Source organism: Pseudomonas sp. NPDC089396 (assembly GCF_044749545.1).
Classification (GTDB): Bacteria; Pseudomonadota; Gammaproteobacteria; order Pseudomonadales; family Pseudomonadaceae; genus Aquipseudomonas.
The window spans coordinates 44186-70711 of the sequence record NZ_JBIVIC010000013.1; the positions used below are offsets into that span (position 1 = coordinate 44186).

The 26526-nt window shown below is 65.1% G+C and carries 19 protein-coding genes; 14 read left to right on the forward strand and 5 right to left on the reverse strand.

Features of this window, described 5'->3' with window-relative positions:
• Nucleotides 1–80: 80 nt before the first annotated feature.
• The 5 genes from ACIPZB_RS21440 (at nucleotide 81) to ACIPZB_RS21460 (ending at nucleotide 7315) form a co-directional block, all read left to right on the forward strand.
• Nucleotides 81–737, forward strand: coding sequence for a TetR/AcrR family transcriptional regulator (locus tag ACIPZB_RS21440; protein ID WP_400642534.1), 657 nt, complete (start codon nucleotides 81–83; stop codon nucleotides 735–737).
• Between the two features lie 199 nt (nucleotides 738–936).
• Entirely contained in the window at nucleotides 937–2367 is a 1431-nt protein-coding gene (locus ACIPZB_RS21445) for a hypothetical protein (RefSeq protein WP_400642535.1), read from the forward strand.
• Nucleotides 2368–2370: 3 nt separating this feature from the next.
• Nucleotides 2371–3828 (forward strand): acyl-CoA reductase, encoded by a 1458-nt coding sequence (locus ACIPZB_RS21450; RefSeq protein WP_400642536.1) that lies wholly within the window; start codon nucleotides 2371–2373, stop codon nucleotides 3826–3828.
• 18 nt (nucleotides 3829–3846) lie between these two features.
• Nucleotides 3847–4893, forward strand: a complete 1047-nt coding sequence (locus tag ACIPZB_RS21455; protein ID WP_400642537.1) for an NAD(P)-dependent alcohol dehydrogenase — start codon at nucleotides 3847–3849, stop codon at nucleotides 4891–4893.
• Nucleotides 4894–4993: 100 nt separating this feature from the next.
• Nucleotides 4994–7315 (forward strand): DUF1214 domain-containing protein, encoded by a 2322-nt coding sequence (locus ACIPZB_RS21460; RefSeq protein ID WP_400642538.1) that lies wholly within the window; start codon nucleotides 4994–4996, stop codon nucleotides 7313–7315.
• A gap of 57 nt (nucleotides 7316–7372) precedes the next feature.
• Here the strand turns inward: ACIPZB_RS21460 and ACIPZB_RS21465 are convergent, their stop codons facing one another.
• From ACIPZB_RS21465 to ACIPZB_RS21485, 5 genes are all read right to left on the reverse strand, one after another.
• Nucleotides 7373–9175, reverse strand: a complete 1803-nt coding sequence (locus tag ACIPZB_RS21465; RefSeq protein WP_400642539.1) for an acyl-CoA dehydrogenase — start codon at nucleotides 9173–9175, stop codon at nucleotides 7373–7375.
• 144 nt (nucleotides 9176–9319) lie between these two features.
• Nucleotides 9320–10891: a class I adenylate-forming enzyme family protein gene (locus ACIPZB_RS21470; RefSeq protein ID WP_400642540.1), complete on the reverse strand. Its 1572-nt coding sequence runs from the start codon at nucleotides 10889–10891 to the stop codon at nucleotides 9320–9322.
• Between the two features lie 109 nt (nucleotides 10892–11000).
• On the reverse strand, nucleotides 11001–11915 hold the full coding sequence (locus ACIPZB_RS21475; RefSeq protein WP_400642541.1) for an SDR family NAD(P)-dependent oxidoreductase: 915 nt from the start codon (nucleotides 11913–11915) through the stop codon (nucleotides 11001–11003).
• Nucleotides 11916–12002: 87 nt separating this feature from the next.
• On the reverse strand, nucleotides 12003–13247 hold the full coding sequence (locus ACIPZB_RS21480) for a thiolase family protein (protein WP_400642542.1): 1245 nt from the start codon (nucleotides 13245–13247) through the stop codon (nucleotides 12003–12005).
• A gap of 44 nt (nucleotides 13248–13291) precedes the next feature.
• Complete coding sequence (locus tag ACIPZB_RS21485) at nucleotides 13292–14065, reverse strand: enoyl-CoA hydratase/isomerase family protein (RefSeq protein ID WP_400642543.1); 774 nt, start codon at nucleotides 14063–14065, stop codon at nucleotides 13292–13294.
• 164 nt (nucleotides 14066–14229) lie between these two features.
• Here ACIPZB_RS21485 and ACIPZB_RS21490 point away from each other — a divergent pair, with 164 nt between their 5' ends.
• The 9 genes from ACIPZB_RS21490 to ACIPZB_RS21530 all read left to right on the forward strand — a co-directional run bounded on the left by ACIPZB_RS21490 (nucleotide 14230) and on the right by ACIPZB_RS21530 (nucleotide 26364).
• Nucleotides 14230–16941: a LuxR C-terminal-related transcriptional regulator gene (locus ACIPZB_RS21490; RefSeq protein ID WP_400642544.1), complete on the forward strand. Its 2712-nt coding sequence runs from the start codon at nucleotides 14230–14232 to the stop codon at nucleotides 16939–16941.
• A gap of 150 nt (nucleotides 16942–17091) precedes the next feature.
• Nucleotides 17092–18219, forward strand: a complete 1128-nt coding sequence (locus ACIPZB_RS21495; RefSeq protein ID WP_400642635.1) for an acyl-CoA dehydrogenase family protein — start codon at nucleotides 17092–17094, stop codon at nucleotides 18217–18219.
• A gap of 16 nt (nucleotides 18220–18235) precedes the next feature.
• Nucleotides 18236–19036 carry an enoyl-CoA hydratase/isomerase family protein gene (locus ACIPZB_RS21500; protein WP_400642545.1) on the forward strand — a complete coding sequence of 267 codons (801 nt, stop codon included), beginning with the start codon at nucleotides 18236–18238 and terminating at the stop codon, nucleotides 19034–19036.
• Nucleotides 19037–19377: 341 nt separating this feature from the next.
• Entirely contained in the window at nucleotides 19378–20565 is a 1188-nt protein-coding gene (locus tag ACIPZB_RS21505; protein WP_400642546.1) for a lipid-transfer protein, read from the forward strand.
• 9 nt (nucleotides 20566–20574) lie between these two features.
• Entirely contained in the window at nucleotides 20575–21771 is a 1197-nt protein-coding gene (locus tag ACIPZB_RS21510; RefSeq protein WP_400642547.1) for an acyl-CoA dehydrogenase family protein, read from the forward strand.
• A gap of 15 nt (nucleotides 21772–21786) precedes the next feature.
• Nucleotides 21787–22926 carry an acyl-CoA dehydrogenase family protein gene (locus ACIPZB_RS21515; protein ID WP_400642548.1) on the forward strand — a complete coding sequence of 380 codons (1140 nt, stop codon included), beginning with the start codon at nucleotides 21787–21789 and terminating at the stop codon, nucleotides 22924–22926.
• Nucleotides 22927–22957: 31 nt separating this feature from the next.
• Complete coding sequence (locus ACIPZB_RS21520) at nucleotides 22958–23413, forward strand: MaoC family dehydratase (protein ID WP_400642549.1); 456 nt, start codon at nucleotides 22958–22960, stop codon at nucleotides 23411–23413.
• Nucleotides 23414–23464: 51 nt separating this feature from the next.
• A complete protein-coding gene (locus ACIPZB_RS21525) occupies nucleotides 23465–24577 on the forward strand; it encodes a CaiB/BaiF CoA transferase family protein (RefSeq protein ID WP_400642550.1) in 1113 nt (370 codons plus the stop codon).
• A 119-nt stretch (nucleotides 24578–24696) separates the two neighbouring features.
• Nucleotides 24697–26364, forward strand: a complete 1668-nt coding sequence (locus ACIPZB_RS21530; RefSeq protein ID WP_400642551.1) for an AMP-binding protein — start codon at nucleotides 24697–24699, stop codon at nucleotides 26362–26364.
• The last annotated feature ends 162 nt before the right edge of the window (nucleotides 26365–26526 follow it).

A 26526-nucleotide genomic window follows, 5' to 3' on the forward strand; every position in this document is an offset into this window, starting at 1 on the left:
ATCCGCGTGTAATGGGCCATCGCAGCGAGGTGCCGCTTCACCACGAGGGCAGGGTCGCGAAGCCCTCGCTCGACCACGCCGTGCGGGACAATGTCCTGCATGTGGCGTTGCCTGCCAGGCCCCGCAAGCAGCCCAGGCAGGCGCGCTCGGTCGCATTGGTCGACGCGCTCAAGAAAGCCGGCCGCGACATCCTCGAGCGGGAGGGGCGGGAGGCGTTGACGATCTACCACCTCAGCGACCGCTCGGGCGTGGCGACCAGTTCCATCTACGAATACTTCCCCACTATCGACGCTCTGGTCGCCGCCATCTTCGACGACTATCGCGCAACGGCCCGGTTGGAGGTGATTGCCAACATCCGCGCGCTACCCGCCTCGGCCACGCTCTACGACGGCATCGAGATGGTCCTGGTGACAGGGCTGGCGGCCTTGCACCGCTGGCTGCAACTCGATTCGCAACTGAGCATCAAGACGGCCTTCTATGGCGAGTTGGTGCGCCTTGAGGTCGTCAAGCCGGAGCATTTCTGGACGGCCATGGTGATTCCGGCACTGGTGGAGCGCTTCAGTGACGAAGTGCTGGTCGCAGACCGCGAGAAGGCCGGCTATCTGGCTTACCAGGCCGTGACCGCCTTGCCACGGGCGTTGGTGATCGACCGCCCGCACTACCTGCTCGATCGCGACACGGTGCGTTTGCTCGCGCGCATGCTGCATGCGCTGCTGACCACCAAAGAGCCGGAGTAACGTGCTTGCTAAGGGCCGCTGATTAATGAAAAGTGCTTTTAAATCAGCTAGTTGTGATCTGTAGTGAAGGGGTGGAACTCGGAAATGATTTTGCCCTTTCTACCCCTACACTGGCCTTGCCAAGAAGGTTGTCCAGCCCCGGACAACCGGCGTTTCGCGCGATGGGCGAAACGGGTAAGAGCCAGGAGCTTCCCTGCACATGACAAGAACAATCGAAGACAAGGTCGAGCTGCTGCTCACCGATCCCGTGGCGTTGGTCGAGCACTCCTGCCAGCGCTGGAACCAGTTGCCGCGCGAAGACATCGACGCCTTGCAGCTCGCCGCTGCCCAACGGCGTTTTGCCCAGATGCGTGACAGTATCCCGGTACTCAAGAAGCTCGCCGATGCCGAAAGCGTCGAGAAGATCGAGCGGATCGAAGACCTGGTGCCGCTGCTGTTCGAGCACACGGTGTTCAAGTCCTATCCGCCGTCGTTGCTGGAGAAGAACAACTTCGCGGCGATCAACCGGTGGCTGTGCAAGCTGGTCACCGCCGAGACTGCCCAAGCCATCGAGGCGGCCGATGTCAGCGGCTGCCAAGGCCTGGACGAATGGTTCGAAACCATGGACGAGGCGGTGCCGCAACTGTGCATCAGCCATACCTCCGGGACCTCTGGCACCTTGTCGTTCCTGCCGCTGAGCAACCGCGAGTTCGAAAAGGCGGTGCAGGTCCGAAGGCTGTATGCCTGGCGCATGGAAGGCCCGCAATCACCCGTGCCGGACATGCATTCGGTGTACCCCTACTACCGCAAAGGCTACCTCAGCCACATGCGCGGCAACCTGGCGATCATGAAGGCCGTGCTGCCAAGCCTGGACCATTTCCACCCGGCCTATCCCGCCACGCTGTCCAGCGATGTGCTGCACCTGGGCGCCAAAGTGCGCGCGGCCCATGCCAAGGGCACCTTGGACCGCCTGGTGATCAGCCCCGAACTGATGGCCAAGAAAAAAGACTTCGACCAGTTGCAGGCCGACATGCCCAGCTACCTGGCTGACTTCTTCGCCGACATGACCGCCCGCCTCAAGGGCAAGGTGGTCTACATCGGCGGCACCTGGAACCTGTTGCACAACATGGCCAAGGCGGGGCTGGAGCGGGGGCTGGAAGGGGTGTTCCACCCCGATTCGTTCATTGCCACCACCGGTGGCGCCAAGGGCGTGGTTCAGCCTGAGGGCTGGCGCGAGGAGGTGCTGCGCTTCACCGGTGCGCGAAAGATCTTCGAAACCTATGCCATGTCGGAAACGCCCAGCGGTTCGCATGCGCTCTGCGAGCACGGCCACTACCACTTCGCGCACACCGCAATTCCCTTCGTGCTCGACCCGCAAAGCGGTGAGCCGTTGCCGCGCAGTGGCCGCCAGACAGGGCGGGCAGCGTTCTTCGACCTGGGCGCCGACCTGCGCTGGGGCGGCTTCATCACAGGCGACGAAATCACCGTCGAATGGGACAAGCCCTGCGCCTGTGGCCGGCCGAGTCGCTATGTGGCGGAGCCGATCCAGCGCTACAGCGACAAGCACGGAGGCGACGACAAGATCACCTGCGCCGCCTCCGAACAATCCCATCGCGAGGCGATGGACTTCCTCAATACCCTGGAGCTTTGAGCCATGTCCCATCCAATCGCACCCATGATCCTGCGCGGCGAAGTCATCACCGACAACCTGATCGAAGTCGGTGGCCGGGGCGGCGACCTGACATTCCGCACACCCGATGCCAACCGCTACATCGACCGCTTGCCGTTGGGCAACCCGACGAAGCTGGCCGACCTGTACCGGCTGAGTTTCGACGATATCCTCGACTATGCCGTTGCCCTCGGTGAGCGCCTGACACTCGACAAGAACCCCTACCTGCAGGAGGCCTGCGAGCTCTCCTACCTGACCGCGCCAACCACCCCGACCATCGTCAAGGCCTCCTACATGGGCCTGCAGAACCTGCTGCGGCGGGACGTGATCAGCGAGATGGTGGAAAGTTCGGTGGGCATCAAGTACCTCGAGGGCTGGGTCAAGCAGCCGTTGCTCGATGGCACCGAGCTGGAAGTGCGCTGCTTTGGCGCGCGCACCTTGCACATCGTCGCCGGCAATGCCGTGGCGCTGTCGTTGTGGACCATCATCCGCAACATGGTGCTGCGCAGCGACGCCATTATCAAAGCCCCCTCCAACGACCCGTTCACCGCGGTGGCCATCGCCCGCACCATGGTCGACATGGCGCCTGACCATCCGCTCACGCGCCACCTCAGCGTCGCCTACTGGAAAGGCGGTGACCAGGCGTTCGAGGAGCGCCTGTACCAGCCGCAGAACCTGGAGAAGATCGTCGCGTGGGGCGGTTTTGCCTCCATCAAGCATGTCACCCGTTACATTCAGCCGGGCCTCGAACTGATCTCCCTGGACCCCAAGCGCAGTGCAAGCATCATCGGCCAGGGCGTTTTCGACAGCGAGGCGAACATGCGCGAGGCGGCGGTGCGCCTGGCTTCGGATATCGGGGCGATCAACCAGAAGGGGTGTGTCTGCGCCCGTACCGTCTATGTGCAGTCGGGTACTGACGAACAGGGTCTGGAGAAGCTGAACACCTTCGGTCGCTACGTGTACGACGCGATGCTGGGCTTGCCCAACAGCCTCAGCACCGCACCCAAGCGCTACGACCAGAACCTCAAGGCGCATGTCGATGCGCTGCGCCTGGATGACGAGTGGTACAAGGTCATCGGCGGTCAGTCCGGCGAGGGCGCGATCATCTGTTCCCAACTGCCCGAGGCAGTACCGTTCTCGACGCTGCTCGACGACCGCACGGCCAACCTGGTGCCGGTCGACTGCCTCGACGACATGCTCGACGCCGTCGATGCCTACACCCAGACCGTGGGCGTGTACCCGGAAAGCATCAAGGACGAGCTCAAGGATGTGCTGCCGCTCCATGGCGCCCAGCGCATCGTTTCACTCGGTTATGCAGCGGCCATGAAGTTCGCAGCGCCCCAGGATGCCATCGAGCCGCTGCGGCGCATGGGCAAATGGGTCTCGAACCAGATTGCCTCACCAGAAACCACGCCAGCCCCCTGGTTGCGCCCATCGATCTGAACCAAAGGAGTGAGCGGCATGACCGATTGCCTCTGCTACGGCGCCACCGAAGCCCGCGCCGACCTGACCCCGCTGCGCATCGCACGCCGCGCCCTGCGCGATGACGATGTGGCCATCACCATCGCCTATTGCGGGGTTTGCCATACCGATATGCATTTTGCCCACAACGACTGGGGCAGCACCGTGTTTCCCTGCGTGCCCGGACACGAGATCGTCGGCCATGTGTCGGCGGTGGGAAGTGCCGTGAGCCGCTACAAGGTGGGGGACCGTGTGGCCGTGGGTTGCCTGGTCGACAGCTGCCAGCACTGCGCGGCCTGCGAAGACGGCCAGGAGCCGCACTGCCAGCACGGCACCACCCCCACGTACAACGGCCGCGACCGGGTGACGGGCGACATCACCCATGGCGGTTACGCGCAGCACATCGTCGTGCGCGAGCGGTTCGTGTTGCGCGTGCCCGAAGCATTGGACATGCGCTACGCCGGGCCGCTGCTGTGCGCCGGCATTACCGTCTGGTCGCCCTTGCGCCAGTATCAGGTGGGGCAGGGCAGCCGGGTCGCGGTGGTTGGTCTCGGGGGCCTTGGGCACATGGCCGTCAAGCTGGCGGTCGCCCTGGGCGCGCAGGTCACGGTGATCACCACCTCGCCGGGCAAGGCCGACGATGCACGTGCGCTGGGCGCCCACCAGGTGCTGCTGTCCAACGATGCGCAGGCGATGGCCGCAGCGGCCAACGGTTTCGACCTGATCCTCGACACCATTCCGCGTACGCACAACGTCAACCCCTACCTGATGCTCCTGGGGCGCAACGGCACGCTGGTGCTGGTGGGGGCCCTGGAACCCCTGGAGCCGATCCATGGTGCGCTGCTGGCGCGCAACAACCGCGCGATTGCCGGCTCGTTGATCGGCGGCCTGGAGCAGACCCAGGCGCTGCTGGCGTTCTGCGCGGAGCATGAGGTGTTGCCGGACTGCGAGATGATTGGCATCCAGGACATCAACCAGGCATTCGAACGCATGACGCGCAATGACGTGAAGTATCGCTTCGTGATCGACATGGCCTCGCTCGGTTAGGCCACCTTGCTTCGGCGCATGCCCCCCGAATGGGAGGGGGGGCAAGCCGCCGGGGCGGCATAACCTTTCGGATGGTAAATCCGAACGGAGAACAACAACGATGCGTTTACCTCTTTTCACACTGACCGGCAGTGCCCTTGCACTCTCTGCCGCCGTACTTGCCTGGCAGGTGCCCTCTGCCCGCGCAGCCACCACCGAGGCACCGCTCCAGGCCACGTCCATCGCCGATCAGGACATCAGCGATGCGTACATCTACCTGCTTGGGCGACTGCTGATCCTGCGTCAGTTGCAGCTCGATCAGCAGCAGGGGATGGGCTGGAACCAACTGGTGCACCGCAAGCCCGGCGCCGTGGAGTGGCCCAACCCCAACCTGGATGTGGTCTATTCCGAGGGCTGGGTGGCGCTGGACGAAGGCAGTTGCACCCTGGTCCATGTGCCGCCCATCAAGGCGCGCTACTACACCGTGCAGTTCCTCAATGGCTGGGGCGAGACGCTTGCCAACATCAACGAACGAAACTTCCCGGACCATCCCAACGGCGATTTTGCGGTGTGCCTCAAAGGCGCCAGCGTAGCCTTGCCGGCAGGCGTGCAGCGCCTCGACCTGCCGGCTCGCACCGCGCGCGTGCTCTCGCGTGTGGAGCTGGGTAGCGACTGGAAAGAGGCCGAGGCGCTGCAGCAGCAGTTCTCGATGAAAGCAATGGGTACGCCGAGCGTGCCGACCGTGCCGGCCACGCCGCTGTTCGATCCACGGCAGTTGCCGGGTGTGGAAGCCTTCGAAGTCGCTCAGGTTGCCCTGCAGGAGCCCGATCTGAACCCTGGCATGGAAGGGGTGCAAGCCAAGGTCCGCACCCTCGCCAGCCGGCTGGCGGATCCGACCGAGCGCGCCCGCATCGACCAGGTGATTCGGACACGGGCATTCGCCGACCTGGCCAAGGCCGGGCCGAAAATTGGCCCAGGCACCCTCGTGAACGGTTGGGTGCGCCCCGCCGTGGCGGGTAACTACGGGAGTGACTACCTGACCCGCACCCTGGTCAACTACGGCGGTATCTGGGGTAACACCCGACCGGAGGTGAACTACTACCGCGCCGCAGTGGACGCGCAGGGTGCAACGCTGTCCGGCGAGCGGACCTACACGCTGACCTTCACTGCCGATCAACTGCCAGACAAACAGGTCGAGTACTACTGGTCGGTGACGGCGACGGACGCGAAGACCTTCCGCGTGCTGCCCAACCCGCTCGATCGCTTCGTGCTCAACAGCCATTCTCCGCTGCAATACGGCAAGGACGGCTCGCTGACGTTGTACTTCGGGCCGCAAAAGCCCAAGGACGCACCCCAGGGCAACTGGCTGCCAACCGTTGCCGGTGTGCAATACCGCTTGCTGCTGCGCTACTACGGCGCCAAGGACAAGGTCTCGAGCGGTACCTACTTCCCGCCGGCGTTGAGCGCGCAGGCCGATGTCGCGCCGCCCCGGTCCGTGCCCGTCACGCTCGATACCTTCATTCGTGCCGAAACCGACCGCTACTTCAGCGCTACGGTCATGCGCGGCGGGCTGGGCAAGTTCGGCCATATGCGCGAGCTGATGCCGGTGGATCGCCAGTCGGTGGTGCGGGCGAACCGCGACACGCTGTATTCCACCGCTGTCTTCGACCTGGATGCCGGCCCCGTGACCGTGACGCTGCCCGATGCCGATCGGCGTTACATGTCCCTCACCGCCATCAATGAAAACCACGAAGTGCTCGGCATGAAATACGGCGCCGGTACTTACCGCTTCGACCGCAAAACGGCCGGAACGCGCTATGTACTGATCGGCGTGCGCACGCTGGTGGACCCTGCCAGTCCCACCGATGTCAGCAAGGCCTGGGCCCTGCAGGATGGCATCGGCGCGAGCCAGCCCGCCGGGCCGGGGCAGTTCGAGGTGCCTGCCTGGGACAAGCCCAGCCAGGACGCCCTGAGGGCCGCCTTGCGGGTGCTGGGCCAGGGCGTGCCGGATTCGCGCGGCATGTTTGGCAGGGAGGCAAAGGTCGATCCGGTGCGCCATCTGGTCGGCAGTGCCATCGCCTGGGGCGGTAACCCGGAGAAGGACGCGTTCTACCAGATCGTCACCCCCGTGCGTAACGACGGTGCCACTCCCTATCGGCTGACGGTCGGCAAAGTGCCGGTGGGGGCTTTCTGGTCTGTCAGTGTCTACAACGCGCAGGGGTACTTCGTACCCAACGCCTTGCAGGCCTACAGCCTCAACAGCCTGACGGCGAAGCAGGGCGAGGACGGCAGCATCGACATACGCTTTGGCGGCTGCACGGCGCAGGTCGCCAACTGCCTGCCGATCATGCAGGGCTGGAACTACATGGTGCGCTACTACCTGCCCGACTCCAGCATTGTCGAGGGACGCTGGAAACTGCCAGAGGCGCAACCCGCCTCCTGAGCCGTCATCCGTTCACTGCCTGTGTGCCCCTCGGCCCGGTGCCGAGGGGCATGGTGATCAGAACCAGCGATCCTGCATGTCGAAACAGAGGCGGTTGCCTGCAATCAGCAAGTTGGCCTGCGCCTGGACCGCCGCCAGTTCCCAGTCCATGAAGTAGCGTGCCGCCTGCAGTTTGCCCTGGTAGAAGTCCGCTTCACTGCCCTGTGCCCCGGCCTCCAGCGCCTGGTTGGCGACCAGTGCCATGCGTAGCCAGAGCCAGCCCACCAGCACGCGACCGAACAGGTCGAGGTAGGCGGTGGCGTTGCTGAGGCCGAGGCTTGGGTCGGCAGCGACCTGGTCCTGCAGGCTTTCACTGGCCGCCTGCAACGGGGCGAGGGCGGCGGCGAGGGCATCGGCGAGCGCCGCACAGCCTTCATTGCGCCGGCCGTCGGCCAGTGTGCTGCGCACCTGGTCGAGGAACAGCCGGTAGCCGGCGCCCGCGTGCTGTTGCAGCTTGCGGCCTAGCAGGTCAAGGCCGTGGATACCTTCCGTGCCCTCGTGGATAGGGTTCAGGCGGTTGTCGCGATAGTTCTGCTCTTGCGGGTACTCGCGGATGTAGCCGGAACCCCCGAGTACCTGGATGCCGATGTCGGAGGCGATCACGCCGTAGCGCGACGGGTAGGACTTGACCATGGGGATCAGCAGGTCCAGCAGTTCGCCAGCGTTGCGCCGTGCGGTCTCATCCGGCGCTGTATGGCTGTCCTCGAACAGGCTGCTGGCGTACAGGCACAGCGCCAGGCTGCCTTCGGCGTAGACCTTCTGCTGAAGCAGCATGCGCCGCACGTCGGCGTGCTCGACGATGCGCACCTGGGGGGACAACGGGTCCTTGCTGCCCGGCAGGCGGCCCTGGGGGCGTTCGCGGGCATAGGCCAAGGCCTGGACAAAGCTCTTGTAGGCCAGCGCCGAGGCGCCGAGGGCCACGCCGATGCGCGCTTCGTTCATCATCTGGAACATGTAGCCCAGGCCCTTGTTGGCCTCGCCGACCAGATAGCCGACGGCGCCTTCGCGCTCGCCGAAGTTGAGCACGGTGGAGGACGTGTTGCGGTAGCCCAGCTTGTGCAGCAGGCCGGCCAGGGCCACGTCGTTGCGCGGCCCCAGGCTGCCGTCGGCGTTGACCAGGAACTTGGGCACCAGGAACAGCGAAATACCCTTCACCCCAGCCGGTGCACCTTCAAGGCGTGCCAGCACCAGGTGCACGATGTTGTCGGTCAGGGAGTGGTCGCCACCGGAAATGAACATTTTCTGGCCGAACAGGCGGTAGCTACCGTCTGCAGCGGGGCGTGCGCTGGTGCGCAGGTCGCCAAGGGCCGAGCCCTGCCCAGGTTCGGTGAGGGCCATGGTGCCGCTGAAGCGGCCATCGAGCATGGGGGGCAGGAAGCGCTGGCGCAGGGCATCGCAGGCGAAACTCTTGACCAGGTTGGCGGCACCGATGGTCAGGAAGCAGTAGGCCACCGAGGCGATATTGGCCGCATTGAAGTAGGCCATGCTGGCGCGCAGCACGACTTCCGGCAATTGCAGTCCACCGTCGTCGGCGTCGTGGTGCGCGGCCAGGAACCCGGCCTGGGCGAAGGCATCCCAGGCCACCTTGGTTTCGGGAATCAGGTTGACCTGCTGGCCATCGAAACTGGGTTCATGGGTATCGCCCTTGTGATTGTGCGGGGCGAAACAGTTGGCAGCGAGGGTACGAGCGGTGTGCAAGGTGGCGTCGAAGACGGCGCGGTCGTGCTCGGCGTAGCGAGGGCGATCGAGCAGCGACGCGGTATCGAGGAGTTCGTAGAGCTGGAAGTTCAGTTCACGTTCGTTGAGCAATTGAGAGGTCATGGCAAGGCTCGCAGGCGAAGGTCGAACGCCTAGTAGACCTGCTGTCGTGTGTGGCGGCGTCCTCCCTTAACGGGGGGGAGGGCGGGGGCAACCGGGCCTGCGGACCCGCACCGTCGCTGGTACCGATCCGCGGACCCTGTGGCTTCAGGACACGCGTCGCGTCTTGTCCTGCCAGTACTTCTCCCGCACCTGGCGGCGCAACACTTTGCCGACCACGCTCACGGGCAGGGCGTCGACGAACAGGATCGACTTGGGCACCTTGAAGCGGCCCAGGCAGCCCTTGGCGTACTCGATCAAGGCATCGGCACTGACCTGCTGGTCCGCCTTGAGCACCACCTCGGCATGCAGCGCTTCGCCCCATTCATCATGGGGGACACCCACCACGGCCGAATTGGACACGGCGGGATGGGCGTTGAGGGCAGCCTCCACTTCGACCGCGTAGACGTTGAAGCCGCCGGTGATGATCATGTCCTTCTTGCGGTCGACCAGGTGCAGAAAGCCCTTCTCATCGAGGTAGCAAAGGTCGCCGGACTTCCAGAAACCGTCGACGAATTCGGCTGCGCTGGCCTCGGGGTTCTTGAAGTACCCGGAGACGGTGCCACGGGAGCGAACCCAGAGCTCACCGGTCTCACCCGGTGCCACGGGGTTGCCCTGGTCGTCGACGATGACGACCTCGGCCCCCGCGGCGATGCGCCCGGCGCTGCCAATCTGCTGGTCGCTGGCATCGAGGTGGTCGGCCTTGCCGAGCATGGCCACGGCATGCAGGCATTCGGTCGCACCATAGATCTGCATGAAGATATTGCCGAAGCGCGCCTGGGCCTGGCGCAACTTGGCCGGGCTCATGGGCGCGGCGCCGTAGGCCAGGGTGCGTAGCGACGACAGGTCATGGTCGCTGGCCGCCGGCAGTTCCAGCAATCGATAGATCATGGTCGGCACCAGCAACGTCATGGTGATGCGCTCGGCCGCGATGTTGCGGCACAACTGCGTCAGGTCCGGCACGTTCTGGGTCACGGTGCAGCCACCCCGGAACAGCGTGGGCAACAGGCCCAGCCCGGAGCCATGGCTGATGGGTGCCATGTGCAGGAAGCGGGTGTCCGGCTGGTAGGGTTGCTCGCTCTCCATGTACATGGAGTCGCGCAGGGCCAGCCAGTTGTCCAGGGTGTAGGGCACGCATTTGCTGGCGCCGGTGGTGCCACCGGTAAAGCGGTAGGACACGACGTCGACCTGGGTTTCGTGGACCGTGCCAGGGGTGGCGTCACTCACGCCTTCGAGCAGGTCCCAGAAGTACAGCAAGCCCTCGCGGGGCTGCTCCGGCCGGTCCATGCAGACCACCTGGATGCCTTGCGCCTGGAGCATGTCGAAGTAGCGCGCCAGCAGCGCGTTTTCGAGGATCACCACCTTGGGACGGATCAGTGCGATCTGGCCACGGTGTTCCTCAAGGGCGTCGCGGAAATTGGTATAGGCGCCAGCGGCCTCGCATTTCATGGCGGTCCAGGCGTGCAGCAGCGACAGGCTGTCGTTGTCGAGGATGCACAGGTAGACATCACCGCGCACCAGGCCCAGACGCTCACGAAACATGTTGGCGATGCGATTGGTGAGCGCATGCAGTTCGCGGAAGCTGTAGCGCCGCTGGCGCTCGATATTGACCAGCGCCTCGCGGTCGGCGAAACGGACAGCGAGATTACCCATCGTGCGGGCGAAGTTCATTCTTGTCATTATTGTCGTCCCTCCTGTTGCCCGGGCAGCCACCAGGGCCCGAGCGAAACCCGAAACCCCGCAAGCCAGCGACTTGCGGGGGGACATGAGTGCCGCGAATCGAGGCGTGTCAGAGGCCTTTGAGGCCTTTCATCGCCGTTTCGATGAACAGCTGCACTTGCTGGTTGGCATCGGTACGTGGGCTGGTGTTGCTCCAGTCGGTGATGCGGTCCATTTGCGCGAGGATGGCTTCCGGCGTCAGGTCGGCACCGCCGATGAACACTGGCGTGGTCTCTTCCATGCGCAGGGCCGAGAAGACCCCGGCACCGGCGCTGAGCACCAGCTTGGTCGGTGCCTCTTCGCTGACCAGCAGCAAGGCACCCGGGCTGACTTGCTCGGGACGGCTGGCGGCGAGCAGCTCGGCCGACATCACGTCTTCGGTCATGCGGGTGGCGGCCATCGGGGCCAGGGTGTTGACGCGAATGTTGTTCCGTACGCCTTCGATCGCCAGCATGTTCATCAGGCCCAGCACCGCCATCTTCGCCGCGCCATAGTTGGCCTGGCCGAAGTTGCCGAAGATCCCGGCGGCGGAGGTGGTCATCAGGATGCGGCCGTAGTTCTGCTCGCGCATCAGGTCCCACACCGCCTTGGTGCAGTGGATCGAGCCCATCAGGTGGACGTTGATCACGGCCTGGATATCGGTCATGTCCATCTTGCTGAAGGACTTGTCACGCAGGATGCCCGCATTGTTGATCAGGATGTCGACGCGCCCGAAGGCCTCGACGGTCTGCTTGACCAAGGCCTGGACCTGCTCGTAGTCGGCCACGTTGGCGCCGTTGGCGATGGCGGTGCCGCCGGCCTGACGGATCTCCTCGACCACGGCCTGGGCGGCTTCGGTGGAGCTGCCTGAGCCATCGCGGCTGCCACCGAAGTCGTTGATCACGACCTTGGCGCCGCGAGCGGCCAGTTGCAGGGCATGGACGCGGCCCAGGCCGTTGCCTGCGCCGGTAATGATGGCAACGCGGTCATCGAAGCGAATAGTCATGGTTTGAGTCCTCTTGAGAAAGTGTAATAGGTGGAGAACGGCGGGGGAACTGCGTGGGTTCCCCCGGTTGCCGTTCTCCAAAACAGATCAGGCCCGGGCAAAGATGCCGACGTGTTCGGTGGCTTCTTCCACGCGCCAGAGGCCGCCGCCATTGCCTTGCAGGGCGATGCGCGCGCCTTCGACCTGGCGCTTGCCGCAGTTGCCACGCAACTGCTCGACCAGTTCGAAGATCTGGCCGATGCCCGTGGCGCCAATCGGATGGCCCTTGGACTCCAGACCGCCCGACGGGTTGACCGGCAAGCGGCCGCCCAGAGCGCTGTCGCCACGTTCGGCCATGACCCCGCTCATGCCGGGTTCGCACAGGCCCAGCGACTCGATGGAAAGCAGCTCGCCGATGGCGGTGGCGTCATGCACTTCGGCGACGTCGACCTCCTGCGCGCTGATGCCAGCCTGTTCGAACGCCGCCTTGCCGGCCTGGTAGGTGCAACCTTTGTCGAAGTCATCGGCGGCACGTGCCGAGGCCGAGCGCACCACGCTGGCCAGCACCTTCACCGCACGTCGCTTGTCGAAGCCGTACTTCGCCAGTGCCGATTCGGTGCAGAGGATGGCCGCCGCGGCGCCATCGGAAATCGGTGAGCACATCGGCAGAGTGATGGGGTAGGTGATCGGTGGCGCGGCGAGGATTTCCTCGATGCTCATGGCATTGCGGTACTGGGAGCGTTCGTTGTGCACGGAGTGGCCATGGTTCTTCGAGGACACGGCCGCCAGTTGCCGCTGGGTGATGCCGAAGCGCTCCATCAGGCCGCCACGGCCGAGTGCGGCGTAGACGTCCATGAAGGGGCTGTAGGGCTTGGGCGACTGCGAGCCTGGCGGCGGCACGATGCCCTTGCCCATGGCGGCCAGGTACTGCTGGTTTTCCTCGAACGTCTCGATATCCCAAGCCGATTCGAAGGCCGAGAACATCTTCGACTTGTCGCTGTAGAACATCTTTTCCGCACCCACCGCCAGTGCGATGTCGGCGGCACCGGCACGCAGCTGGGTGACCGCCAGGTTGAACGCATGGCTGGAGGAGGCGCAGGCGCCTTCGATGTTGAACAGCGGGATGCCTTCCAGTCCCAGCGGCAGCAGTGCCACCTGGCCGCGGATCATGTGCTGGCCATCGAAATGGCCCTGGGTGCAGTTGCCGAAGAACCCGACCTGGATCCACTTGCGGTCGCAGCTGGCATCCTTGAGGGCATCTTCCACGGCCCAGGCGGTGAGCTGCTTGATGGTCTTGTCCGCGTGGCGACCGAACGGGGTCATGCCGACACCGACTATGTATACGTTTTCCATCGTTGCCTCGAATCGTTCTGGTAAGGGGAGGGCAGGCGCCCGGCTCAATAGCCCTTGAAGTTCGGCTTGCGCTTTTCGGCGAAGGCGCGGATGCCCTCGGCAATGTCATGGGAGCGCTGGTGGTCGCGCAGCTCCAGCAGTTCGTGGCGCAGGGCATCGGCACGGGATTTGTCGCCGGCGGCGTCTGCCACGCGCTTCATCTTGCGCAGCACCAGCGGGCTCTTTTCGGCCAGTTTGTCGCCGATGGCCTGGACCCGTGCCACCAGCTCGGCATCGGCCACCACTTCGCTGACCAGCCCGTACTGCTTCATGTCCCGAGCGGGCAGGGAATCGCCGGTGAACAGCAGGTACTTGGCGATGTTCTCGGGGATCTTGCGTGGCAGCACCGCGGCACCGCCGCCGCCGGGGAATACACCGAAGTTGGAGTGGGCATCGCCGAAGCGGGCACTTTCTGCGGCGATGACGAAATCGCAGCACAGGACGGTTTCCAGGCCACCGGCCAGGGCCAGCCCGTTGACGGCGGCGATCACAGGCTTGGGATAGGCACGCAGGGCATCGAAGAACACCACGATGTTATCCAGCAGGTCCTTTTCCCCGGGTTGCGGCGTGCCACCGACCTTGAGGTCGGCGCCGGCGCAGAAGGCCGGCCCGGTGCCGGTGACGGCAATCACCCGCACGCCATCGTCGTGCTCCCAGGCATCCAGGTGCGCCGTCATGGCCTGCAGCATTTCCGGGTTCAAGGCGTTCATGGCCTTGGGGCGGGTCAAGGTGATCCAGCCCACCTGACCCTTCACTTCAAACGATACGGACTCGCTCATCTCATCACCTCGCTCGCAATTCACAGGGCTTTTCTGCCTGGATTCGAACTTACGCGAGGCCCTTGCGGACACACCCCCCCCCTTGCGGACGGGGTCCACTTCCCTGCGGTTGTAGCAGGATGCAGGGGACGTCACGAACACTTACGAAGGTGGAGAAAATGAGCATGTCCACATCTGTCATCGACGCCGACGACCTGTTGGTCGCGACCAAGTTTTCACCGCCGCGCCTCAATGCCCGGCATATCGCCCGGGAGCCGCTGCTGGCCCGGCTGCATGAGGCGCAGTACGGCAGTGCGACGCTGATCACCGGCCCCGCCGGTTTCGGCAAGACCATCCTGCTGGCGCAGTGGCGACTGGAGTTGATGCGTGCCGGGCTGGATGTAGCCTGGATCTCGTTCAGCCTCGACGACCGGCAGTTCGCCAGCTTCCTCGCCTACCTGCTGCACGCCCTGCAGCGCCTGGGCATCGCCATCGAGCCTGAGTGGCTGCAGTGCGACGGCAGCGAGCCGTCGATCAACGCCCTGATCGCCATCGTCACCCGCGAGGCAGAGGCGGTGGGCAAGGAGTTGCACCTGCTGATGGATGACTTCCATCACGTGGAATCCAGCGCCGCTCACCGCTTGATGCAAAAGCTGCTGGATCATTGCCCGGTCAACCTGCACTTCACCCTCGCTTCGAGGGCCGCTCCGTCGCTGAGCCTGGGCCGCTTGCGCATGCAAGGGCAGGTGGCCGAGATCGATGCTGCCGAACTGCCGTTCGGCCTTGAGCAGACGCGGGATTTTTTCCAGCACAACCTCACTACCCTGACACTCAGTGCCGATGAGGAGCGCCTGATCCACGACGTGACCCGTGGCTGGCCCGCCAGCCTGCAACCGATCGCCACCATGCTGAGGGTCCGCCCGGGCAAACGCTCGCAATTGCGCTCGATCCTGTGGAAGTCCAGCGACCTGCAGGCGTACCTGGCCGAGGATGTGGTCGCGTGCCTGGCGCCCGAGATGATCGAGTTGATGGAGAAGGTGTCGTTGTTTCGGCGCTTCAATGCCGAGCTGGCCCAGTTCGTCACCGGCAACGCGCAAGCGCATGCCTTGATGAAGCGGGCCGAGGAGGAGAACCTGCTGGTGTACCGCATCGAGTCCGATGACAACCTGCCCTGGTATCGCTTCCATCCGCTGTTCGGCGAGTTTCTTGTGCAGCGCCTGTCGGCACGCGGCGAGTCGCGGGTGGAAGAGCTGCATCGGCGGGCCAGTCAGTGGTTTGCTGAGCACGACTACTTGGTAGAGGCAGTGCGTCACGCCAATCTGGGCGGCGATGTGGATTATGCGGTCAAGGCCATGGAGGAGGCGGCCTCCAGTGCCTGGAGCATGGCCTACATCAGCCCCATGCTGCATTTGCTGGAGCGCCTGCCGCAAGAGACGCTGTTTGCCCATCCGCGGCTGTTCATCCTGGGTTGCCTGACGTATGCCTTCACCGCCCGCCCGGAGCAGGCACGGCGTTGGCTGGAACAGATCCGTCGCGCCGAGGCGGCGCGCAACCCGGCGATCTCGTCCAAATTTGCCCTCGCCGATGCCGCCATTGCCTTGCAGCTGGACCAGCCGCGCCGGGTGGTCGGCCTGTTGGAGCCGGCCTCTCGGGCGCCACTGGAGAATCGCTCGTTGCGCTACATCGGCCTGTCGGCCCTGGCCTGCGCCTACCTGGCCGTAGGGCGTCTGGACGCCGCCAGCGCGTTGCATGCACAGCACCCGATCCATGCCGAGGACTGTGACAACGACATGGCCATGGTGTTCGAGAACACCCGCGCCATGGCCAGCCTGGCCCATGGCGACGCCCGGGAGGCCGCGCGCCTGGGGGCCAGCATCCTGTCCCGAGCCCAGACAGCCTACGGGCGTGGCTCGGTCTGCGCCAACCTGTGCGCCGCCACGCTCTGCGATGCCTACTACGAGTTGGACCGGATCGACGATGCCCTGAGTGTGCTGGCCAATCGCAGCGGCATCCTGCGTTCCTCCATGCCTGATGTGATGGCCCGCGCCTCCCTTAACCGCGCCCGCATCTGCGCGCAGCGCGAGTCGCCTCAGGCAGCGTTGGATTTGCTCGAATCCCAGGCAGCGCACTTTCATGTCCTGGGCCTTGAGCGCCCGCGGGCGTTGGTCCTGGCCGAGCAGGTCAGGTTGCTGGTGGCACAGGGTGAGATGCGCCGCGCGGCAGAGCTGGTGGCGCGGCTGGCCGCGCTGGAGGCGGCTGAACTGAACAGCGCCGAGACACGTGACGAAATTGCCGCAGTGGCCGCCATGTCTCGCGCTCGGTTGGCGTTGGCTGCGCAGGATCCGGCGCGCGCCTTGGAAGACCTGGACGCCGTGGGCGCGTTCGCGGCCGCGGTCGGTTGTGTGCGCACGCAGGTCAAGGTGAGCTTGCTCGGTGCGCTGGCGCAACATGACCTGGGCCAGGAAGACGCCGCCAGGGAGCAATTGCAACATGCGATCGGCACCGCTGCGCGGCTGGGACTGGTGCGCACCGTGCTCGATCAGGGCGCCGCGGTCGTCGAGCTGCTCGAAGGCTGGCGCCGGGACGTAGCACTGGAGCCGCTGCTGGCCGATTACCTGGAGCACCTGCTGGCCGCCCGGGAGACGCAGGTGGAAGCCGCCGTGAAGCGGGTCCCGACACGCAACGCCAGTAATGGACCTCGCCCCAGCTTGACCCCTCGGGAGCTGGAGATTCTCGGCCTGGTGGCCCAGGCGATGTCGAACAAGCGTATCGCGCTGACGCTCAACATCACCTTTGGCACGGTGAAGTGGAACGTGAAGAACATCCTCGCCAAGCTGGACGTGTCGAGCCGCTATGCGGCGATTTCCCTGGCACGCCAGCAGGGGCTGCTGAGGTAGGCGGACGCTCTGCCAATTCGGTCCCCCTACCCAGAAGGGAGGCGCACGCACGCGGGGCGAGCGCCATGCTCCGGTCAGTGCGCTGCGTGCCCCTGGCTGCAGCATGGCCTCTCTCTAGGGTGTGAGGAAAATATGAGCGATACATCCGCAGTGTTCCTGAGCGAACAGGAAGTCATGATCCGTGATGCCGCCCGCAAGGTGGCCCAGGAAGTGGTGGCGGCCACGGCCGCCGAGCGCGACCGCACCGGGGCCTGGCCCCATGCCGAACTCAAGGCGGTGGCCGACCTGGGCTTTCTGGGCATGCACATCCCCGAGGCGTTTGGTGGCGCGGGCATGTCGTTTGCCGAGTACTGCCTGGCCATCACCGAATTCGCCGCGGCCGATGCGGGCTTTGCCACCATCCTGCATGTGCACAATGGGATGGCCGACATGCTCCATCGCTACGGCACGCAGGCGCAGAAAGACCAGTACCTGGCCGCCATGGTCTCCGGCGAACTGATCGCCGCCGGTTTGCTCACCGAGCCCCAGGCAGGTTCGGATACCGCAGCGTTTCGCACCACGGCGCGTCGCGAAGGTGACAGCTACGTGCTCAATGGCAGCAAGCAGTTCATTTCCAACGGCAACGAGGCGGGCATCGCCTTTGCCATTGCCGCGGTCACCGATACGCCGGAGGGTCGCAAAGGCCCGAGCATGTTCATCATCGACCCGCGCCAGCCCGGCTACACCGTAACCCGCGTGGAGAGCAAGATGGGCCAGCGTTCGGCCCAGGTCGCTGCTATCCAGCTGGACAACTGCCGGGTGCCGGCCGCGCACCTGCTGGCCGAGGAGGGCAGTGCCTACAAACGCCTGATGGGCACCCTGTCCGAAGGTCGCATCGGCATCGCTGCCGTGGCGGTGGGCGCGGCGCGGGCCGCGCTGGAAGCGGCAGTGAAGTATGCCAAGGAGCGAGAGGCCTACGGTGCGCCGATCATCCACTTGCAGGGCGTGGCCTTCGACCTGGCCGACATGGCGACCCGATTCGAAGTGGCCCACACCTACATGCTGCATGCGGCGCGCCTGAACCAGGCCGGCGTGGCCTGTGCCAAGGAAGCCTCCATCGCCAAGCTGTTCGCCAGCGAGATCGCCGAGAAAGTCTGCTCCGATGCGCTGCAGATCCATGGCGGCTACGGCTACCTGAGCGACTTCCCGGTGGAGCGTTATTGCCGCGATGTGCGGGTGACCAAGATCTACGAAGGCACCAGCCATATCCAGAAGGTGATCATCGCTCGCAACCTGTAATCAGGGAGGAATGGCCATGACAGACGAAGCAGTGCGCTACGAAAAGCTCGGCAACACGGCGGTGATCACGCTCAACCGTCCGCACAGGCGCAATGCGCTGGATGCGGCCGTTGCCGAGGGCATGCAGGGGGCGATCAGCAGCGCCCGCCAGGACCCGGCCGTGCGGACGGTGGTGCTCACCGGCACGGGCGGAGCCTTTTGCGCAGGTGCCGACCTTGCGGGCGACGCGGCGAGCGACGACCCGGTATTCTTTGGCCGTGACCTGGTACTTGGCCACCAGCGTTGGCTCGGCGAGCTGGCGGCCCTGGAAAAACCGGTGATCGCCGCCGTGGACGGCCCGGCGGCGGGCGCCGGGTTTTCCCTGGCCCTGGCGGCGGATTTCATGTTCGTGACCCCGCGTACTCGGCTCATGGCATCGTTCGTCAGTATTGGCCTGGTGCCGGACCTTTCGATGTTCCATGTACTGCCGCGACTGGTGGGCCTGGCACGGGCCAAGGAAATCATCTTCAGCGCGCGCGCCATTGGCGCCGAGGAAGCCTTGGCCTTGGGCCTGGCCCAGGCCCTGGTGCCGGCGGACCAGCTGTTGTCGCGGGCACTGGACTACGCGCGGCAATTCGATGACGCGCCGCCGCGTGCCCTGGCCCTGGCCAAGACCCTGCTGAACCGCTCGTTCGAGACCGATCGGGCGACCATGAACCAGCTGGAAGCGGCGGCCCAGTCGCTGTGCGGGGCCAGCCAGTACCATGCCGAGGCGGTGCGCCGGTTCCTCGCCAAGGAAGCGCCGGCCTACGTCGGTGCTGAACTGCCGGCGTCCTGAATCCGCCGCGCCGCGCAGTCTGCGGTTGCGTTTTTGACATCACCACCCGGAGCGAAGGCTCGCGGGTGGTGTTCGTGCTGGTTTCAGCCACTCACAGGTGGGTCGAGCAGGTCGTTCATGCCATACCCGATGGCCACTTCGTCGGTCTCTGTTCAATGCCACTGGCAGGGTGCCAGACTGGCGAAAACAACGGCAGACCGGGCGTCCGCAGCCCCTCCCCTAATGGAGAGGGGCGACCCAGGAAGGGGCATGCTTACTCTTGAAGCTCAAGAGCCTGCCAGCCAGTACCGCAGGGCACGAGCCCAACGGTAGGCGGGATACCCAAAGCTGAGGAGAAAGACATGAGGCAGAAAGTCGTCGTCGCGGGCGTTGGCATGATTCCCTTCGTTAAGCCTGGCCAGAGCGACACCTATGTGGCAATGGGTGAACAGGCCGTTCGTCTGGCCCTGGCCGATGCCGGCGTTGGCTACGAGTCCATCCAGCAGGCCTACGCCGCCTACATCTACGGCGATTCCACCTGTGGCCAGCGCGTGCTCTACAACGTCGGCATGACCGGCATCCCGGTGATCAACGTCAACAACAACTGCTCCAGCGGCTCCACCGCCCTGTTCCTGGCCAACCAGGCCATCACCAGCGGCATGGTGGATATCGTCCTGGCCGTCGGCTTCGAGCAGATGGTCCCGGGTGCCTTGGGCAACACCTTCAGCGACCGGCCAGCGCCGCTGGACCTGTTCATGCAGCAGTGCGATGCGGCCTTGCCAGAGGCAGCGGGCATCCCAAACGCCTTGCGCCTGTTCGGTAGCGCCGGCCGGGAGCACATGAAGCGCTTTGGCACGCCGATGGAGTCCTTCGCCAAGATCCGCGCCAAGGCCAGCCGGCATGCCGCGAACAACCCCAAAGCGGTGTTCCGCAAGGTTGTGACCACCGAAGAGGTGATGGCCGATCAAGTGATGTGGCCGGAAGTCATGACCCGGTTGATGGCCTGCCCTCCGACCTGTGGCGCTGCGGCGGTGGTGTTGTGCAGCGAAGCCTATGCCCGCAAGCATGGCCTGGACAGCACCGTGGTGATTGCCGGCCAGGCGCTGACCACCGATGGCGCGGAAACCTTCCAGTCCGGCGACCTGCGCGACCTGGCCGGTTTCTCCATGTCCCGTGCGGCGGCCCGGCAGACCTATGAAATCGCCGGAATCGGCGCCGACGAGGTGGATGTGGTGGAGCTGCACGACTGCTTCGCCCATAACGAGCTGTTGACCTATGAGGCCCTGGGGCTGTGCCCGGAGGGCGGTGCGCAGAAGTTCATCGATGATGGCGACAACACCTACGGTGGCCGCTATGTGGTCAACCCCTCCGGTGGTCTGCTGTCCAAGGGGCACCCCATCGGCGCCACCGGCCTTGCCCAATGCACCGAACTGGTCCAGCAACTGCGTGGCCAGGCCGAGCAGCGGCAAGTCGAGGGTGCGCGCGTCGCGCTGCAGCACAACGTCGGTATCGGTGGGGCCTGCGTGGTCACGCTTTACCGCAAGAACTGAGGAAGGATCATGGATTTCACTCCCGATTCGAGCCTGGTCGCATTCCGCCAGGCAGTCAGGCGCTTTCTCGACGAGGACGTCCCGGCGGACCTCAAAGGGCTTCGCCGCGCTACCCGGTCACCGCGTGAACAGGTGATGCGCTGGCAGAAGATCCTCAACCAGCGCGGCTGGGGCGCGCCCTACTGGGCGAAGGAACATGGCGGCACCGGCTGGACCGTGCCGCAGATCCTGGCCTTCGACGATGAATGCAGTGCCGCAGGCACCCCGACCCAGGACGGCTTCGTGCACAAGTTGCTGGGGCCGGTGCTCAATGCCTTCGCCACGCCCGAGCAGAAGGCGCAGCACATGCCCGCCATCTTCGAGGGCGAGCGCCTCTGGTGCCAGGGCTTCTCGGAGCCTGGGTCCGGCTCCGACCTGGCCTCGCTGCGTACCCGTGCGGTGCGCGAGGGTGACCACTATGTGGTCAATGGCCAGAAAACCTGGACCAGCTACGCCCACCATGCCGATTGGATCTTCCTGCTGGTGCGCACCGACACGCAAGTGAAGAAGCAGGCCGGTATCAGCTTCCTGCTGGTGGACATGAACACCCCGGGTATCACCGTGCGGCCGATCCGCAGCATCGACGATGCGCACCACCTCAACGAAACCTTCTTCGACAACGTCCGCGTGCCGGTGGAGAACCTGATCGGCGTGGAAGGGCAGGGCTGGAGCATCACCAAGTTCCTGCTCAACAACGAGCATGCCACGACCGCCGACCTGCCCGAGCTCAAGCGCTACATGCGCGAGCTGAAACTGTTTGCCTCGACGTTGCAGGCTGACGGCCAGCGTCTGTGCGAGCGCCCGGTCTTCGCGCTGAAGCTGGCGCGCCTGGAGGCTGAGCTGCAGGCCCTGGAGATGCTGGTACAGCGCGTGGCCCGCCTGGAGCAGGCGCACCGGCCAGAGTCCCACACCCTGGGCTCGATGTTGAAGATCCGCGCGACCGAGTTCCAGCAGCGCATCACCGAAGCCCAGGTGGAAGCCCTGGGCGACTATGGCGCGATCGCCTACCCGCATCCCCACGAACCGAACCTGCAACAGGGTTACCCCTTGCAGGCCCTGGCGACCGGTATCGCCAACGAAATGTTCTTCCGCCGAGCTTCCACCATCTATGGCGGCACCAGCGAAGTACAGCGCGGCATCATCGCCAAGCTGCTGTTCCAACTCTAAGGGCAGGAAACGGGTATGGATTTCGAGCTGACTTCGGAACAACAACTGCTGCAGGACAGCGTGCGACGCTATGTCGACAAGGCCTACAGCTTCGAATCGCGCATGGCCCTGCTGGGGGCCGGGAAGAACGGCAGTGCCGACAACTGGGGCATCTTCGCCAGCCAGGGCTGGTTGATGGCTGCCTTGCCCGAGGAATACGCAGGGCTCGGTGGCTCATTGCTGGAGACGGCCATCATCGCCCAGCAATTGGGGCGCGCTCTGGTGCTCGAGCCGTATGTGGGATGCGCGGTACTCGCCGCTCAGACTCTGGCCGCGTGTGACAACACCGCGCACAAGGCCCGGTGGCTACCGCAACTGGCCGAAGGCGCATGCCGTATCGCCCTGGCCTATAGCGAGCCGGGCTCACGGGGCATGCCCGAGACCGTGACCGTGCGTGCCGAGCGCAACGGCGAGGGCTTCACCCTCAATGGCACCAAGACCCTGGTCATGGGCGCCGACGGGGTCCAGGCCTTCATCGTGTCGGCGCGTATCACCGGAACCGAAGGCATCAGTTTGCTGTGGGTGGACGCGGGCAGCGCCGGGCTTGAGCGCCAGTCGCTGCCTCTGCACGACGGCACCTGGGTGCAGGAACTGCGCCTGGAGAACGTCAAGGTGGGGGCTGACGCCCTGCTGACCGCTGAAGGTCAGGGCCTTGCTGCCCTGCGCCAAGGGCTTGCCCATGGCATCGTGGCACTGTGTGCCGGGCTGGTCGGTGGCATGGAGAAGACCCTCGAAGTGACCGCCGAGTACCTCAAGGTTCGCCAGCAGTTCGGCGTGCCCATCGGGTCGTTCCAGGCGCTCCAGCACCGCATCGCCGACATGGCGGCGGAAACGGAGCTTGCCCGCTCGATGCTGCATGCTGCTCTGGCATCGGTGGCCAACGATAGCCCGTCGAACCGCGACAAGACCCTCTCCAGCGCCAAGATGCTGATCGGTCGCGCCGCGAAGATTGTCTGTGCCCATGGCATCCAGCTGCACGGCGGCATCGGCATGACCGAGGAGTACCTGGTGGGCCACTACTACAAGCACGCCGTGGTCGCCGACCTGCTGCTGGGCAGCAGCGACAGCCACGAGGCCGCCTGTGCGGCCGCCCTGCAGGCCGAGCTGCTCGACTGAACGACAACAACAATTCCAGGGGGAGAGCAACATGAACAGCTTTGAGAACGTGGACGCGCTGCGGGGCTTGGTTGGCGAGGTGGTCGGCACCAGCGACTGGGTAGCCATCGATCAGCAGCGTATCGATACCTTCGCCGAGGCCACCGGCGATCAGCAGTGGATTCACGTCGACCCCGCGCGCGCCGCCAAAGGCCCGTTCGGCAAGACCATCGCCCATGGCTTCCTGACCCTCAGCTTGCTGCCGACGTTCATGACCGATGCGTTCGAAGTGCGCAACGTGAAGATGGGCGTGAACTACGGCCTGAACAAGGTGCGTTTCGTCCAGCCGGTGCCGGTGGACAGCCGTCTGCGCGCGCACTTCAAGGTGCAGTCCTGGGAGCCGCTGGAGGGCAATGGTGCCCAGGTCACCTACGAGATGACCGTGGAAATCGAACACGTCGCCAAACCTGCCTGCGTGGCGGAATGCATCCTGCGTGTGTTCGGTTGAACGGCAGCGTGACAGGAGGCTGGCGCTGCCAGCCCATGGAGAAATGACCTGATGGCACAAGATCGCACTGGCCCTCTGAAGGGGCTGAGAATTCTGGAAATCGCTGGGCTCGGGCCGGCACCGTTCTGCGGCATGCTGCTCGCCGACCTGGGCGCGGATGTGGTGGTGGTGGATCGCCTGGCCGCGGGCGATGAGGACTTGGACCTTGGCAAGCACGCCGTGTGCAACCGTGGCAAACGCTCCATCGCCGTCGACCTGAAGAGCCAGGCAGGCATCGATACCGTGCTGGGCCTGGTGGAAAACTGCGATGCGCTGATCGAGGGCATGCGGCCCGGTGTGATGGAGCGCCTGGGCCTGGGCCCCAGCGTATGCCTGGCACGCAACCCGAAGCTGATCTACGGCCGCATGACCGGTTGGGGCCAGGCCGGCCCAATGGCTCAGGCTGCCGGTCATGACCTCAACTACATCGCGCTGTCTGGCGCGTTGTGGTGGTCAGGTCAGCCGGGGCAGGCGCCGATGGCCCCGCCGAGCCTGGTGGGCGACATCGGTGGCGGTTCGATGTACCTGGCGGTGGGCCTGCTGGCCGGCATCATGAACGCCCGGGCCACCGGCCAGGGCCAGGTGGTGGACGCCGCGATCGTCGATGGCAGCGCCCATATGCTGAACCTGATGCTGGGGCTCAAATCGGCAGGGCAGATGCACAACGAGCGTGGCACCAGCCTGCTGGACGGGCCGCATTGGTACCGCACCTATCGCTGTGCCGACGGCAAGTTCATTTCGGTGGGCTCGGTGGAGCCGCGCTTCTACAAACTGTTGCTGGGCAAGCTCGGCCTGGCTGGTGACCCGGCCTATGCCAAGGGGCATGATCCACAGCTGTGGCCGAACCTGCACGAAGGCTTCGCCGAGCTGTTCGCCACCCGCACCCGCGAGCAATGGTGCGCGCTGCTCGAAGGCACCGATGCCTGCTTCGCGCCGGTGCTCGATCTCGACGAGGCGGCGCAGCATCCGCATATGGCGGCGCGGGGCGTGTACAGCCGGATCGATGGCGTGCTGCAGGCCAACCCGGCACCACGCTTTTCGGTGACCCAACCGGCAGCGCCAGGCGCCATACCGGCCCGCGGCCAGGATTCGGAGGCGGTGTTGCGCGATTGGTGCGCAAGGTGAGCGGTACGGGGCGTGTCAGCCGATTCGGCACCTTGAGCCGCCCCCTGATTCGGCCGTTCAACAGCGTCCGCGCCCGTGAGGACGGGCCGCGACCGGTCATGACCTGGAAGGAACGTTGCATGAACAATAATAACTCGACGACCTTGCTCCATCGCTTCCTGCATTGGGAAGCCACCCGACCCGATGCGATCTACCTGACCCAGCCTGTGGCGGGCCAGGTCCATGAGTACAGCTGGCGCCAGGTGGGTGACCAGGCGCGACGGATGGCCACCTACCTGGCCGCGTTGCAACTGCCCGCCGGGAGCAGTATCGCCATCCTGGGCAAGAACAGCGCTCACTGGATCATGGCCGACCTGGCGATCTGGATGGCCGGTCATGTCTCCGTGCCGCTGTACCCGACGATGAATGCCGATACCCTGCGCTACATCGTCGATCATGCCGACATCCGCCTGCTGTTCCTCGGGCGGATGGAGCCCGGCAGCAGTATCCAGCAGATGTTGCCAGCCGACGTGCAGGTCTTCGCGTTGCCGTTGGCACCTGAGGGCGACTATCGGCAATGGGACGAAGTGTCTGCCGCCAATGACCCGCTGCAGGACATCCTTCTGCCCGACCCCGATCAGTTGGCGACCATCATCTACACCTCGGGTACCACGGGTACGCCCAAAGGGGTGATGCACAGCTTCGGCAGCATGCATGCCTATGCTTCGCTGGCGGGCGGTGACTTCATCCAGCTGGGGCCGGATGATCGCTTGCTGTCCTACCTGCCGCTGGCCCATGCCGCCGAGCGATCCTCGGTAGAGTCCAATTCGCTCTGCCATGGCGTACAGGTCTTCTTCAACGACACCCTGGAAACCTTCACCCAGGACCTGTGCCGGGCGCGGCCATCGATGTTCATCTCGATGCCCAGGCTCTGGACCAAGTTCTACCAGGCGATCTGCACACGCCTTCCGGCCGAGCAGCAGGCCTTGTTGTCCAGCCCGTGCGAAGCGGGCGCGGCACTGAGGAAACAGGTGCTGGTCATGCTGGGCCTGGACTGCACCCGCATTGCCTTTACCGGCTCGGCACCGCTGCCGCTGGAGATCGTCAACTGGTACCGCAACCTTGGCCTGGAGCTGTTGGAGGTCTACGGCATGTCCGAGAACTTCTGCTATTCCCACTACAGCCGGCCGGGCCAGGTGCGCGTGGGCTATGTCGGGCAGGCGTTGCCCGGCGTGCGCTGTCGCCTGTCGGAGGACGGCGAAGTGCTCGTCGATTGTGCCACGCGGATGCTGGGCTACTACCGGCAACCGGCACTGACGGCCGAAAGCATGACCGCCGATGGCTACTTCAGGACCGGTGACCGTGGCGTGCTGGACGAGGAGGGGCGTCTGAAGATCACGGGGCGGGTGAAGGAGCTGTTCAAGACCGACAAGGGCAAGTACGTGGCGCCGGTGCCCATCGAGAACCGTATCGCACACCGCTGGGTCGAGGCGGCGTGCATCACCGGGCCCGGGCAACCTGCACCCTTCGCGTTGCTCATGCTGTCGCCCGAGGGGCGCGACAGCCTGGCCGATTCGCACGCGCGCCACGCGTTGCAGCGTGAGCTGGACACGTTGCGCGAGCGTCTCAACCTCGACCTCGAACCCCATGAGCGGCTCGGCTACGTGGTCGTCGTGAACGACCTCTGGAGCATCGAGAACGGCTTCCTTACCCCAACCCTCAAGATCAAGCGTGACGTCATCGAAAGCCGCTACCTGGAACAGGCTGGGCAATGGCTGGCATCAGGTCGCACCGTTATCTTCGAGTGAGTGCTCTCCTCCCGCGTCAAGACCGGGCTCGCCTGCGATTGCAGTGACGGGCCCGGTGTCGCTCCTTTTCCCAGGCCTGGCAACGGCACCCCACCCGACCCCCTCTGGCCCCTCTAACGTGGGGGGGAATCGCCCACAGGGCTCACGTAACGTCGGTAGCCA